Below are 14,579 nucleotides of genomic sequence, written 5' to 3'. Positions count from 1 at the left end.
AAAAGATCGACTTCGGAATAGAGACCGGAAGCAATTATCAGGCTATCAATGGATCGCAGCGCTTTCCAGTTTATCCTGCCATCATTTCCTATTTTTTCCAAAACATCGTAGGTTATGTTCAGGCATTGACAGTTCGGGAAATTAACAAGGTAATCTTTCACCTCAATTGCAATATCCGCTTTTCCGGCTTTTATTGGGCCCTGCATGACTTCAACGACAGAGATAATAGAGATGACCGCTTCCGCTTTTCCTTCTTCTATAATGGTAAATAATTCTTTTGATAAAGCGTCATAGGGCTGAATCATATCCGTTAAATATATGATGATATTGCTGTCAATAAGCACTTTTTTCCCGTAGACGGTACTTTTCAGCTTCTTTAATGAAATCAAGGAAGCCTCTCTTCCCGTTCCCCGTCGATGAATTCATCCACGGTTTCAGGCCTGTCGCCTATTGTCTTCCCTGTGAGTCCGGATAATTTTTTTGTAAAGGACGGAACTATTTCCAGAATAAGTTTGTCTTTTTCTTTATTAATTAGAATTTTTGATCCGGATGTGATCTTCATTTCCTTTCTTAGATGTGCAGGCAAAACAACATATCCTCTGCCGGAAACTGTAACGCTGATTGGTTTCATGCTGCAATCCTCCATTTATGTTGTAAAAATATTATATGCAGCATAATATTTTATTGTCAACATATTTATGATTTAGCAGTTGTGGCTTTATATATAGCTCCGCCCCTTGAATTACAGGCTACAAAGAATTAATTATATTATAATACAAATAGTTATAGATAGTGTTCGAAAACTTATGTATCTGTTTTTTCCCAGATCAATATTCGAGGGCGGTTCTTTAGTTTTGGGAAAAAATCATTAAATTCCTCACAGCTTACCACCATAGTTCTTATTTTTCTTTTAATATAGCGTTCAGTTTTTCTGCTCAGATCATTCAGATGAAACTGGTCGATATTTCCAATTAAGACAAGGTCGATAATTCCGCTGTCTTTACCTTCGGCGTAATCATCGATCAGATACGCCTTTTCCAGTTCACCCAGCCGGCTAACAATCCCGTCGACGACCTGATCGATTCCCATGACTTTACCGACCATCGATTTAAGTTCATTAAACAGCGGGTGATCCGGGTTGGCCGTATAAAAGACCTGCCGGCCGCTTCGCTGGGATTTCAGCAAATGGGTGCGGGTAAGCTGATTCAACTCTTCACGCACCGAGTTGGTGGAAACGTTGAATTCATTGGATAGTTCGCGCAAATAAGAACGGGTTTTGGGATTGAAAAAGAATCTGACCAGCAATTTAATTCTGGTTTTGGAGGATATAAGCCCTGCAAAAAGGTCGTTCAAATTTTGACTCCTTTTTGAGTAGTTTTATTACTCATATCATGTTCATAATTTTTTATCAATCTTTTTTAAATCAGGCGGGCGACTGACCGCTTAAGTCCGGATTGGCAAAGTTAAACAATTGGCTTTCTAAGGAAGGGGAATGTTACCTCACTTTTTCATTTCGTTTACGATCAATTAGGGTACAACTTATTCATTGGGCTGCCGTTAACGGCTACGGCGGTCAGGTTGGGTTCGATCTGAGCCGGCCCCTGGATCCAAAACCGGCCGGTCTCCACCACGCCGCTCAAACCGCATCTGGCAGATCTGCTCGGAAATCAGGCTCATCATGAAGATGAGGATGGAAGTTACAAAAAGCAGGGCGCTCATGTTGGTGAAGCGCCCCTCGGTCACAAACGTATAAATATAATTTGCCATCCCCAGGACAAACATCAGGAAACTGACCGGTAAAAATACCCTCATGGGGGAATAGAGGGTGCTGATTCGGGAAATGATCATAAAAAAACGCACGCCGTCCCGAAGCAGATTGATGTTACTCTTTCCTGTTTTTCGTTTTAACATTTTGATGGGGACATATTTTACGCTGCCGCCGTTTCGCAGCACCCCGAGGGTCAGGGTGGTGGGATAAGAATAGGTATTGGGCAGTAGATATAAAAAATTACGGGCGATATCCGCCTTTACGGCACGAAAACCGGATGTCAGATCTTTTATTGAAAATTTGGCCACATACGATGCCATCCAATTATATAACTTGTTGCCGAGGGCGCGGGTCCAGGACGCATGCGAACCCATTGAACGTGCGCCCACAATCATGTCGTAGGCAGGAAAATGTTCAAGTAATTTTGCAATATCTTCCGGTTCATGCTGGTTATCCCCATCCATAAAGACCAGAACATCGCCCCTCGCAACCCTTATGCCGCTTTTGATGGCAGCCCCGTTGCCGATATTGTAGGGGTGATTGTAAACCGTCGCCCCTGATTTGCCCGCAACAGCGGCAGTATCATCCCCCGATCCATCGTTGATGACGATGATTTCATAATCAGGATGAAGCGTTTTGATCTTTTGAACAAGACCGCCGATGGTGGAGGCTTCATTGAAGACCGGGATAATAATGGAAACCTTTACATTGTTCATTTTTTTCAACCTGTTAAAGCCGAATTAAGGGGTGTCGGTTTGTTTGTATGTATCATTTTTCTAAAGGGTTTAAAACAATAATATTGACCGGCAACGCCTTGTCCTTATTTATTCCTGTATAACTCAGAACCTGACAACTTAGCCATTTTATGTTATGAAGGATTACATTTACCCCGTTGTTACAGGGTTTATACAGGAGCAGCCTGATGAAAAGAATCTGTTTACTCATCTTCCTCCTTTTCCTGCCTGATCTGATCCTCGCTGATATCATAGAAGACAGTCCCCAATTTCGACTGGCAAGAGAAAAAATGGTCGCCGACCAGATCCGCGCACGGGGGATTACGGACCCGCAAACCCTTGCAGCCATGACAGAAGTCCCACGGCACCATTTTGTTCCAAAGTCGCTTCAGCACCAGGCATATGCCGACCGGCCGCTTCCCATTGGGGAAGGCCAGACGATTTCTCAGCCCTATGTCGTTGCCCTTATGACGGAGGGCCTTAAGCTTTCCGAAGATGCCCGTGTTCTGGAAATTGGAACCGGTTCCGGCTATCAGGCAGCCGTGCTTTCCAGAATTGTAAAGGAAGTATACAGCATTGAAATTAAGGAAAACATTTTTAACCAGGCAAACCGAATCCTGCAGTCGTTGCCGTATACCAATATCAAAAGTCGACTGGGCGACGGATATTTCGGATGGAAGGATGCCGCGCCATTTGATGCGATCATGATTACGGCGGCCATCGATCATATACCCCCGCCACTCCTGCAACAACTAAAAGACGGCGGAAGGCTGATTCTGCCCCTGGGAAACCCGTTTAGATACCAAAACCTCACCCTGGTCACCAAACTGGCTGAGAATTATACGGTCAGACAAATCACAGGGGTTTTGTTTGTTCCCATGACCGGCTATGCCATGGATCGGTCCCCTTCTGCGACCGATGATGCCCCCAGGTAAGGCACTATGATTCATCTATCTGTTTTCATGCTGTCGCTATCTTCCATCACCTTTGAAATACTGCTCGCCCGAATTTATTCAATCAGCCAGTGGAACCATCTTACCTTTATGGTGATCAGTATTGCACTTTTCGGCTTTGCCGCCAGCGGGGTCGTGCTTCAACTCGTCGACACCTCTCAAAAATTCCCGATCCGAAGGCTGTCATCTAATGGAGCGATATCCTTTTGTGTCATCCTCTATACCGTCTCCGTAATTGTCTCCTTGCTGATGTTGAACCACATTCCGCTTGATTACTTCAGACTGACCCTTGAAATCGTTCAGATAGGCTATCTATTGTTGTCCTACGTATTGGCAGCCATGCCTTTCTTTTTCGCAGGCTTTGTCATTTCCGTTGCGTACACTTCGGTTCCGCATCAGTCCGGCATCGTCTATTTTGTCAGTATGGCAGGCTCGGCCCTCGGTGCGGTAATTCCGGCACTGCTCTTGCCTTATTGGGATGAAGGCCGTCTGATTGTTTTCGCAGGGATGGCGCCCCTTTTGGTCGTTCTTTTCGCTGCCTTAAAATCCGTGTGGAGCCGGCTTTCCGGCAACCGCCTTTCGTCTTGGAGTAAATGCACTCTCCCAGCTTTCGGCGCGTGTGTGTTGGGTGTTGCTGCTTTTCTCATCATGCCTGGCGGCGACTCCCTCGTTTCCATACCGCCTTCACCATACAAAGCGATCCGCCAGACGCTTCAATATCCGGACACTCACGTAGCGGAAACCCTGACCGGCCTTCATGGCAGAATTGACCATGTTACAAGCCGGTTTGTTCGATTTGCGCCGGGGTTGAGCCTAAAATTTTCAGGTCCGCTGCCCGGTCAAAGCGCTTTATTCAAAGACGGCGACAGCCCTTTTGCGTTGTACCATTTAAATTCTTCCAAAGATGCCGAGTTCGTAAAATATACGCTCGCTTATACGGGGCATGAATTAAACCCGGCAGATGAAGAGGTGCTGGTAATCCAGAAAAACGGCGGTTTGGGAATCCTTTGCGCCATGGCATCCGGCAAACAGGACATCACGGTGGTGGAACAGGACCCTAATATTGCCGAAATGGTTCGAAGGCATTACGACCTCACGGTGATGAATCAAAACCACCGGGCATTCCTTGCACAAACGCAGCATCGATACGGCATTATCCAGATCGAAAACTGGGGGAGTTCGCTGCCCGGTTCAGACGCCCTGAATCAGGAACATTTTTTTACCTTTGAAGCCATGACGGCTTATCTTCAGCACCTGACAGAAAACGGTGTTGTCATCATCGCCCGCAAGCTCCTCTTGCCGCCCGCCGACATGCTGAGATTGTGGGCCACCGCCTACGAAAGCCTCAGATTCAATGGGGCCCAAAATCCCCAAAGGCATCTGGCTGTTCTCCGCAATTGGGACACGGTTGTTCTTATTATTTCAGCCAGGCCTTTTACTGACACAACAATGTTGGGGGACTACACCCTTCATAAAAATTTCGATCTGGTCTATATTCCCGGCATTCAGGAAAATATGGTCAACCGTTTCAATATATTTGAGCACCCCTATCTTTATAACGAAATCAAGCGGTTGGCTGAAGCATATCAATCCGGAATGGAAAAAGCTTTTTTCGCTCTCTACCCGCTGGACATCGCCCCACAAAACGATCAGCGTCCATTTCAGAGCAGTTTTCTCAAATGGACCCGGCTCAATGAGTTTTATAAAAGCACCGGCAGCCGATTTGACGCACTTTTTATTTCCGGTGAATTGGTAGCAGCGGCAGTTTTACTTGAAGCAATTGCCATTACCCTGGTACTCCTGCTGATACCCCGGATTCTTGCATCAAGAAGCAACAACGCGCCGGCATCTATGGAAACGCTTTATTTTCTATCCATCGGCGCCGGGTTCATGCTGGTTGAAATCTATTTTATTAAGCGGTTTGTTTTACTCTTCGGTAATCCTGTCGTCAGTCTTACCGTGGTGCTTTCCGGAATGCTGGTGTTCTCGAGTTTCGGTGGGTATTTCTCACGAAACATGGATCGCCGGAAGCTCAAATTTGGACTGGCTGCATTGTTGCTGACGCTGGTCGGATTGTTTCTTGTCTTGAACCAAGTGACCCAGTGGAGTCTCAACCTGCCGGATTACGGACGCTATCTCTTTGCCTTCTTGCTTTTACTGCCGCCGGGCATCCTCATGGGACTCCCCTTTCCCAATGGGATGCGGCTGCTGCTGAAAAGCCCCTATGGGCGGGCAAAAGCTTGGGCGGCCAACGGATGCGCTTCCGTGCTCGCTGCCATCGTTGCGGTTCAGATCGCACTTGGCATTGGGCTCCCCGCTATCCTGGCGTGTGCCGGACTGGCTTATTTGGGGGCCTATATAATAACGCTTTTAGGGTTCAGGGAGGCCGGGGGTTGAAGGTTCAAGCAAGGGGATAAACCTCCGGTTGGCTTTTGGAAATGGATAGTCATCAATTTCACCGAGTCTGATCCAGCGATAATCCACCGGACCATTGAGTTTGACCCGGCCGGAAAGATAGCTACAGCAAAAAACATCTAAAACAATCTTGAAATGCGTGTAGGCATGTCTGACCCGAGTGATAAATGAATCTATTTTGATGTTCAGATTGACCTCTTCCTTAATCTCCCGAATACAGGTTTCTTGCGCATCTTCCTTCTTTTTGATTTTCCCGCCCGGAAACTCCCACAAACCTCCCAAAAGCCCTTCCGACTTTCGGCGTGTGATTAAAACCCGGTCTTTTTTATAAACAACCCCGACAGCAATATGATGGGTGGGGACGGGTTTTGTCTTGATCCGCTTGGGATATATTGCCACCTGCTGTTTTTTAAACGCCCGGCAGTTTTTTATCAACGGGCACGTGCTGCAGGAGGGGGTGGAAGATCGGCAGACCATTGCCCCCAGTTCCATCATTGCCTGGTTGAAAATTCCCGGTTGGCGGGTATGGAGCAATCCTGAGGCGATTTCCTCAAAAGTTCTATATGAAGATGCATTGTTTACCGGCAGATCTATTAAAAAAAGGCGGGACAGGACCCGCTTCACATTTCCATCGACGACCGCATAGGGAAGCCCATAGGCGATACTGAGTACCGCCGATGCAATATAGGGGCCCACGCCGGGCAGTTTGCGAAATCCCTGTTGCGAGGAAGGGACCTCGCCGCCATGCCTTTCCAGAACTATTTTGGCCGCACGGTGCAGATTGCGGGCCCGGGCATAATACCCCAGCCCCTCCCAAATTTTTAGAACCGTTTGCATGTCCGCTTCAGCCAGGCTTGCAACGTCGGGGAAGCGATCTAAAAATTTCAAATAATACGGTATGACCGTTTTAACCTGGGTTTGCTGCAGCATGATCTCTGAGATCCAGATGTAAAACGGGTCTCTTGTCTGACGCCAGGGCAGTTTTCGCTGGTTTTTTTGATACCATTGGATGAGACGCCGCTGGAGCAAATTGACTTCTTTTTCAGAGATCAGGTCTTTCATAATCGTTTGTAAAGTTGTTTTTTAATAGCGCCACCATCACAGGCTGCTGAAAAACAAGAATGAGGTCGTCAGTCCCGCCAAAGGCTGGAGCGCGGCGACTCGGCAAGCGCAGTCCCGCCAAGGCGGGATGAGCAAGTACTTTGGTGAGAGCCGCGCAATCCCGCTTTCAGCGGGACATGGCGGCCTCAGGCGCAGTTTTTCATCAACCTGTTAGTCGATTTCAAACCGTATCCCCTGTGCCAGCGGAATTTCACTTGACCAGTTGATGGTATTGGTTTGCCGCCGCATATATGCTTTCCACGCGTCCGATCCGGCTTCTCTGCCGCCGCCGGTATCTTTTTCACCGCCAAAGGCGCCGCCGATCTCAGCCCCGGAGGTCCCGACATTCACATTGGCGATACCGCAGTCGCTTCCCGAATGGCTCAGGAACGCTTCGGTTTCCCGGATATTGTTGCTGAAGATAGCCGAGGAAAGACCCTGGGGGACATCGTTGTGGTACTGGATGGCCTCTTCAAGGGTTTTGTATTGTATTAAATACAGGATCGGCGCAAAGGTTTCCTCATTTACAATCGGGCAATCGGGTTTCACCTCGCAGATGCAGGGCGTTACATAGGTGCCGGCATCATAAATACCGCCGGAAAGCACCTCGCCGCCGGAAAGTATACGACCCCCCTGGCGCTTTATCGTTTCCAGCGCCCTTTGCATGGAAGCCACTGCATCGCAGTCAATCAGCGGACCCATCAGGGTGCCGTCTTCAAGGGGGGAACCGATCCGAACCTGCCCATAGGCCTTAACCAGAGATTCCTTCAGGGGATTAAAGATATCCTGGTGCGCAATCACACGGCGCGTTGTTGTGCAGCGCTGGCCAGCAGTTCCCACTGCTCCGAAAAGGATGGCGCGGACGGCGAGGTCCAAATCGGCACTGGGGGTAACGATGACGGCATTATTGCCGCCCAGTTCTAAAATGGTTTTACCCAGGCGGGAGCCGGCGACCTCGGCAATATGTCGCCCCATGCGGACACTGCCCGTCGCTGATATCAGCGGCACCCGTCTGTCCCGTAACAGGGGTTCGCCGACCTCATTGCGATCTCCGATGATGATATTCAAAATCCCGTCGGGCAGTTTATTTTCATAGAGTACCTGCCATGCAATTTTCATGGTGGCGATGGCGGACAAAAAGGCTTTGGACGAGGGCTTCCAAATGACCGTATCACCGGCAACCAGCGCAAGCATGGCATTCCAGGCCCACACCGCCACCGGAAAGTTAAAGGCCGTGATGACGCCGACAGGGCCCAAGGGGTGCCACTGTTCAAGCATGCGGTGCCTGGGGCGTTCGCTGTGCATGCTCAACCCGTAGAGCATCCGTGACTGGCCCACGCTGAAGTCCGCGATATCGATCATCTCCTGAACTTCCCCTTCCCCTTCGGCCCGAATCTTGCCCACCTCCAAGCTCACCAGTGCACCCAATTCTTTTTTATGACGGCGCAGGGCCTCGCCGATCTGCCGGACGATCTCACCTCTTTTGGGAGCCGGAACCAGACGCCATTGGCGGAAAGCCTCAACGCTGTCGGCGACGATATGTTCATAACTGTCGCGTGTGGCCGATTGAATTTTTCCGATTACCTGACCATTGATCGGGGAAAGAGATGATAGTTCCTTCCCACTGCATTCCAACCATGATCCGTTGCCGGCGCCGGTGTAATTGCCCAGCATGTCGATCGCTTCCAATATTTTTTTCATTGTTCACTCTCTTGAATCTGAAATTTGTTTACCGAATCCCTTCCCGAACCGCTTCCTCGAATATGCTGAGGCATTCATCGATCTGCTGGGCAGTTACCGTCAAGGCCGGGCAAAACCGGATGCTGTTTTCACCGCAACCCAAAAGCAGCAATCCCTTTTGGAAAGCCTTACTGATAATAGCCTCACGCCAGATTTTGGCGGAAGCCTTGGTTTCGCGGTCAAAGACCAGCTCCACCGCAACCATCAACCCTTTTCCCCTGACATCTCCCATACACTCGTGGGATTTTTGAAGCGCCTGCAGCCCCTGGATCAGTCGCTCACCCTGGATGTGCGCATTTTGCATCAGGCTTTCCTGGAGCATTTCAATGGTCGTCAGGGCAGCCCGACAGGAGACCGGATTTCCGCCGAATGTGGACGCGTGTGAACCGGCTTCCCAGTCCATGATTTCAGCCCTCGCCACCATGGCCCCCAGGGGCATGCCGGAAGCTATTCCCTTTGCCAATGCGATGATATCCGGTTTAACGCCAAAATGTTCCATGGCAAACATTTTGCCGGTGCGCCCCATCCCCGACTGCACCTCGTCGGCAACATAGAGGATCCCGTATTTCTGGGCGATTTGATGCAATTTCTGATGGAATTCCGGCGGCGGCACAATATAGCCGCCCTCCCCTTGAATCGGTTCCACAAATATGGCGGCCACTTCTTCCGGCGGCAGGGCGGTACGGAAAAGGGTGTTTTCGATCCATTCAACGCAGCACAGGCCGCATTGCGGATAACGCATGTTGTAGGCGCAGCGATAACAGTAGGCATATGGAATGTGGGTAATTCCCGGAACAAAGGGGTGGTAATGTTTTTTTTGGATGGCCTTGCTGGCCGTCAAAGAAAGCGCGCCCATGGTTCGCCCGTGAAACGCCCCGTAAAACGCAATATTCAATTCCCGCTGGGTATGCCAGCGGGCCAATTTAAAAGCCGCCTCCACCGCTTCAGCCCCTGAATTGCCAAAGTAAACCTTATAATTTCCTACAAGGGAGGCCAGCTTCTCAGCCAGGGCGATCTGGGGGACATAAAAAAAGTCGGTGCCGGACATGTGCAGCAACTGATCCGCCTGATCTTTAATCGCAGCCACAACCCGCGGGTGACAATGACCGGTGGCGCAGACGGCGATCCCGGCGGTAAAATCAAGAAACACATTGCCGTCCACATCCTGAACCCAGAGTCCCTGGGCTTTGTCCACCACAAGCGGATACACCCGGGTATAGGAGGGGGAAACAAATAAGCGATCTTTTTCGATCAGTTCGGCTGCTATGGGGCCGGGCAGGACTGTTTTAATTTCGATTTTCATTTTACCCCTCACCGCTGATTATATCTTTCATTTCAAACTGTTGCTGCAGGGTTCAGGACACCGTGCGACAGTCAAGATGTCATATTTTTCTTTTATTTTTATTTAAATTCTTTTATATGCACCGGACGATGATAACCGGGAGCATGAAATATATTCGGCAGTTCAACAAGGACCTCTGGGTGCTGTCTTTCGGCTGGTTTGTCAGCGCACTGGGCTTCGGGATTTCGATCCCCTTTATCTCGATCTATTTCCACTCCGAGCTGGGCTTAACCATCACTCAGATAGGACTGTTTTTTGGGTTTATGGCGGTTGTCCGCTCCTTCTTTCAAGCCATCGGCGGCGAGATGTCCGACCATGTCGAAAGACGCCACATTTTGATTTTTTCCCAGCTCTTTCGAGCTGTTGCCTTTATACTGCTGGCAATTTCTATCTATCAACAATGGGGCTTTTTGGCAATTTCTATTTTCCTGTTGATCAATTCCATTTTCGGGGCCGTCTTTCAGCCAACCGCAAACGCGCTGGTGTCGGATCTTCTCCCGCCAGCCAAACGCCTGGACGGCTATGCCCTGACCCGTTCCGCCGGAAATCTCGGCTGGGCGGCCGGTCCTGCCATCGGTGGATTCCTGGCCGGTTACAATTATGGATTGTTGTTCGTCATTTCTTCTGCGATCACATTTCTTTCCTGCCTTGTCTTCTGGATGTTCCTGAAAATCCCTCAGACGAACATTCCTCCGGACAAGTTTAAATTCCGGGATTTATTCGCCATAAAAAATGACCCCTATCTGGCGCGGCATTGTTTTCTGACCTTTTTGTTATATTTGGTGGTATCGCAGCTGATCGCTCCGTTTTCCGTTTACGCCGTTGAAATGGTGCGCATCAGCGAATATCAGCTGGGGCTTCTCTATACCCTTAATGGTATAACCGTAGCTGCGCTGCAGATGCCGGTAACCGGCCTTTTATCGAAATACAAGCTGTCGATTCAACTGGCGCTGGGAGCGTTTCTTTATGCCATCGGTTATGGGATGATGGGTTTTGGAAGCAAATTTGAACATTTTGTGGGTATCATAATGATCGTTACGCTGGGTGAAATATTGATGTCGCCGCCGGCCCTGGCCTTAACCTCAAGGTTGGCTCCCGCCGGCAGGATGGGACGGTATATGGGTATTTACGGTTTTTTTATAACCTCGGGATGGTCGCTCGGGCCGCTTTACGGCGGTTTAATTTTAGACCATTTCAGTTATCATCATCCCCTGGCCTGGATCAGCATATCATCACTGGCAGTGGTTTCAGGAATCGGCTATCTGTTGTTTTCAAAAAAACTGCCCGACCGGTTTAACCGGTAATGATGTCTTCCTTGTCAAAATCCCGCCACCGTCCCCCGCCGGCCTTTTCAAAAGCATCGATCCATTGACGCACCCTTTCGCTGCCATAGGCTTTTTTCCAGGCGTTGACAATTCGGTCCAGCGGGACATCCGCAAAGGTTCCGTGATCTTCAACATATTCCATAAATGGTTTTTTTTCCGAATTATACGGATGGAAGACAGAATCGTCACGTCCATTAAATTCAAGCGGAGCGACCCGATGCTTTTGACACAACTCCACATTAAACGCGGGGGTTGCCTTGACCCATCGCCCCGAAAGAAAAAATTCCGTAAAGCCATGGTAGACGAACAGATTAGAGCCCATTAGTTCAACCAGCTGTTTGGTGGCCAGGTGGTTTCGGACGGTTGCAAATCCAAGCCGCGATGGAATCCCGCGCGCCCGCCCGAGGGCGCACAGCAGTGCAGCCTTGCTCACGCAATATCCTCTTTTACTCGCCAGCACCCGGCTGGCGCGATAATGTTCCGGCAGATAAAACGGATAGTACGGATCATACCAGATCCCATCCCGGACCGCATAGAAAAGCTTTACCGCCTGCTGCCGGGGATCGCTGCCGGACCCGCCCACGGTTTTCCCGGCATACGCCACGACTTCGGGATGGTCACTTTCTATGATGGCTGTGGGTTGCAGATATTCCGATGGAATTGTTTTCATCGCCACCTTTGGTTTGGGTTCCGGTTTTTTTATTCACAACTATCAAGGTCTAACCCTAATGGTTTATAACAGGTTTAATTGGTCGGAAAAACCATTTTATTTCACACCCCAGAAACGCGGCTGTCAGGTCCATCGATTCATAAATTCGATAACGAATGTATTTGCTCAGGACTTAGTGCTGAGCAAGCAATTTTATTGATCGGATGTATAAAAATATGTCACAGTAATTTCACGTCGAAGCACTAAATCTTAGGATGACGCAACACCCGACCATTACCCCTTGGGTCCCAGTGGGTCAGAAATACGCCGAGGCTCACGAATATCGTTCCGGTCAATAAGGATGTCGTCAGCGGCTCTCCCAGCACGATAAATGCCAGGGCAACGGCGCTTATGGGGACAAAATTGATAAACAGGCTCGCCTTTGTGGGGCCGATTGTCCGGATGCCTTCATAGTACCAGACAAACCCGAGGACGGTTCCAAAAAATCCCAGATAAAAAACAGCCAGCCAGGCCTTGAGCGGATAGTGCCGGATATTTTGTAAAAACCCGTTCATACAGGCCGGTATAAATAATAAAACCATTCCGGCCAGGGTTGCATAGGTAATGGCCGCCAGAGGAGATAAGCCTTTCAGGATCGTCTTTCCGATCAATGAGAAAGCCGCCCAACTTAAAACACAGATGAAAATAAACAATTCACCCCGCCCGATATTTGCATTTAACGCTTCAAACGGGCTCCCCTTTGTAATCACAAGCAGGGCCCCAAAAACAGAAAGTAAAACGCCGACAGCCGTTACTGGGGTCAATTTTTCCTTAAAAAAAAGGACGGATAAAAGGAAAATAACAATTGGATTATTCGCGATGATAATGGCCGCCCGGCCCGCCTCGATCAGTCTAAGTCCTTTGAAAAAGAAAACATTATAGATAAAAATGCCGCTGGCCCCGAGAAGGAGGATCGGAAAAATTTGATTTTTTTTAATCAAAGGCAGCCTTCCTTCAATCCGCCAGGCAAAAAAAACTAAAAACAACAACGCAACGAAGAATCTTAAAAAAGCAGCGGAGTATGGCTCAATGGTTCCGGCAACGACTCTGCCGGCAATAAAGGTTCCCCCCCAAAAAAAAGCGGTTAATAATAACTTGACATTGATCATTATAGTCGTCTTATATTTGTTAAGCGTTTTTGCCGATTGAAACGGACTTGTCCGGCGGCTGCATCGGAACATAATTTTGTCAACCGCTATAATATTTGATCCGTCAGGGAAATATTCAAATGCACGAACCTATCTTACGTCATAATTTTAAAACCAAATCGACTCCAGGCCGGAAACGCAGTTCAGCCAATCGAACGTATTTCATCATAATCCTTCTTGCAATCGCCGCATCCGTATGTACGATTATTTATGGATGCTCTAAAAGGGATGTTATTCGTATAACCAAAATCGCCGCGACCGGTGATATCTCGTCGGCCCAGGGAATGGCAGTGGAAAAAGCGGTGGGCTACGCCGTCAACCCAAAGACCCTGGACCGGGATATCAGGCAGTTTCAGGAAAACTTCGATGTTCTGATGAAAAATTTTAAAAAAGCGGTCGAGCATGTCTGGGGCAAAAAAGAGGCCAGGGAACCCAACCCCAAAGAATATGTCAAATACACCCAGAACTATCTGTGCCGCGCCATGGTTGATTTCGACAGCGGGCTGATTACCGTGGAAACCATCGATCAGCAAAATCCCCTGCAAAGCCTGAAAAACGCCATTACAACAACCCTGATGACCCCGAATGACCCTAGAGCCGTTGACCTTTATTCCGCTCAAACCGTCAAACTTGGGGATACCCCTTTTCTATTCGGAGAAGTCGTTGACGCTGAGGGACAACCCATCCGATGGGCCTGGCGGGCGGAACGGTTTGCAGATCACCTGATTGAAAAAAGCCTTCAGACCCGCAGCATTCATAACGACCGGAAGGTTGAAAGCATTCGTTTCGTAACCCTGTCGATGCTTGTCGACCATCATAACATCCGCGCCAAAAAGTTTCGTCCAATGGTAGAAAACTTTGCCGGCCAATACAATCTCAGTAAAAACCTGATATATGCCATCATGAAAACCGAAAGTGATTTTAACCCGTATGCCGTCAGCCAGGCACCGGCTTTCGGGCTCATGCAGATCGTACCGGCCACGGCAGGGAGAGACGTCAATATCTTTCTGAATAAACAAGGAGCGCCTTCCGACAAATTTCTCTTTGTACCGGAAAATAACATTCAATATGGTTCGGCATACCTCTTCCTGCTGAGCGACAGATATTTAAAAGAAATCGAACATCCGATTTCACGACAATATTGTGTAATCGCAGCATACAACACCGGCGCCGGGAATGTTCTGCGTACATTTGATCGCGACCGAAATCGTGCGCCGGGCCGCATCAACAGTATCACTCCCCTTGAAGTCTATCAGACCCTCAGAACGCAGCTTCCTTCGGACGAATCGCGCCGCTATATTGCAAAGGTGGTCAACGCCCAAAAATCTTTTGTAAATTTTTAGT

The 14,579-nt window shown here is 48.9% G+C and carries 13 protein-coding genes; 4 read left to right on the top strand and 9 right to left on the bottom strand.

Translation table 11 applies throughout. From position 1 onward, the window contains the following. The 4 genes from P1P89_08175 to P1P89_08160 form a co-directional block, all read right to left on the bottom strand. A partial coding sequence (locus P1P89_08175) for a PIN domain-containing protein (protein ID MDF1591472.1) occupies window positions 1–389 on the bottom strand: 389 nt, incomplete at its 3' end. After that, window positions 386–631: an AbrB/MazE/SpoVT family DNA-binding domain-containing protein gene (locus P1P89_08170; GenBank protein MDF1591471.1), complete on the bottom strand. Its 246-nt coding sequence runs from the start codon at window positions 629–631 to the stop codon at window positions 386–388. The genes P1P89_08170 and P1P89_08175, both read right to left, overlap by 4 nt. Before the next feature lie 173 nt (window positions 632–804). Next, a complete protein-coding gene (locus P1P89_08165) occupies window positions 805–1,353 on the bottom strand; it encodes a winged helix-turn-helix domain-containing protein (GenBank protein ID MDF1591470.1) in 549 nt (182 codons plus the stop codon). A gap of 204 nt (window positions 1,354–1,557) precedes the next feature. Next, a complete protein-coding gene (locus P1P89_08160; protein MDF1591469.1) occupies window positions 1,558–2,484 on the bottom strand; it encodes a glycosyltransferase family 2 protein in 927 nt (308 codons plus the stop codon). Window positions 2,485–2,690: 206 nt separating this feature from the next. Between P1P89_08160 and P1P89_08155 the strand changes: the two genes are divergently transcribed. Beyond that, window positions 2,691–3,437, top strand: coding sequence for a protein-L-isoaspartate(D-aspartate) O-methyltransferase (locus tag P1P89_08155; GenBank protein MDF1591468.1), 747 nt, complete (start codon window positions 2,691–2,693; stop codon window positions 3,435–3,437). 6 nt (window positions 3,438–3,443) lie between these two features. Continuing rightward, the gene (locus tag P1P89_08150; GenBank protein ID MDF1591467.1) at window positions 3,444–5,852 is read left to right on the top strand and encodes a hypothetical protein; all 2,409 of its coding nucleotides are present in this window, start codon (window positions 3,444–3,446) and stop codon (window positions 5,850–5,852) included. On the opposite strand, the gene mutY is transcribed toward P1P89_08150, so the two are convergent. From mutY to P1P89_08135, 3 genes are all read right to left on the bottom strand, one after another. After that, complete coding sequence (gene mutY, locus P1P89_08145) at window positions 5,826–6,932, bottom strand: A/G-specific adenine glycosylase (GenBank protein ID MDF1591466.1); 1,107 nt, start codon at window positions 6,930–6,932, stop codon at window positions 5,826–5,828. The genes P1P89_08150 and mutY overlap by 27 nt on opposite strands. A gap of 210 nt (window positions 6,933–7,142) precedes the next feature. After that, window positions 7,143–8,672 carry an aldehyde dehydrogenase family protein gene (locus P1P89_08140; GenBank protein ID MDF1591465.1) on the bottom strand — a complete coding sequence of 510 codons (1,530 nt, stop codon included), beginning with the start codon at window positions 8,670–8,672 and terminating at the stop codon, window positions 7,143–7,145. 28 nt (window positions 8,673–8,700) lie between these two features. Then, window positions 8,701–10,014 (bottom strand): acetyl ornithine aminotransferase family protein, encoded by a 1,314-nt coding sequence (locus tag P1P89_08135; GenBank protein ID MDF1591464.1) that lies wholly within the window; start codon window positions 10,012–10,014, stop codon window positions 8,701–8,703. Window positions 10,015–10,157: 143 nt separating this feature from the next. On the opposite strand from P1P89_08135, the gene P1P89_08130 reads away from it, so the two are divergent. Beyond that, entirely contained in the window at window positions 10,158–11,357 is a 1,200-nt protein-coding gene (locus tag P1P89_08130; protein MDF1591463.1) for an MFS transporter, read from the top strand. Here P1P89_08130 and P1P89_08125 read toward each other — a convergent pair. Further along, window positions 11,347–12,048, bottom strand: coding sequence for a transglutaminase-like domain-containing protein (locus tag P1P89_08125; GenBank protein ID MDF1591462.1), 702 nt, complete (start codon window positions 12,046–12,048; stop codon window positions 11,347–11,349). The two genes, P1P89_08130 and P1P89_08125, sit on opposite strands and share 11 nt — an antisense overlap. A 242-nt stretch (window positions 12,049–12,290) precedes the next feature. Next, a complete protein-coding gene (locus P1P89_08120; GenBank protein ID MDF1591461.1) occupies window positions 12,291–13,196 on the bottom strand; it encodes a DMT family transporter in 906 nt (301 codons plus the stop codon). A gap of 323 nt (window positions 13,197–13,519) precedes the next feature. On the opposite strand from P1P89_08120, the gene mltC reads away from it, so the two are divergent. Next, window positions 13,520–14,578, top strand: a complete 1,059-nt coding sequence (mltC, locus tag P1P89_08115; protein ID MDF1591460.1) for a membrane-bound lytic murein transglycosylase MltC — start codon at window positions 13,520–13,522, stop codon at window positions 14,576–14,578. Window position 14,579: the final 1 nt, after the last annotated feature.

It is taken from the genome of Desulfobacterales bacterium, from assembly GCA_029211065.1.
GTDB lineage: Bacteria > Desulfobacterota > Desulfobacteria > Desulfobacterales > JARGFK01 > JARGFK01.
Note: the sequence above shows the minus strand (reverse complement) of the source record. Positions and strands in the feature narration are given on the sequence as shown.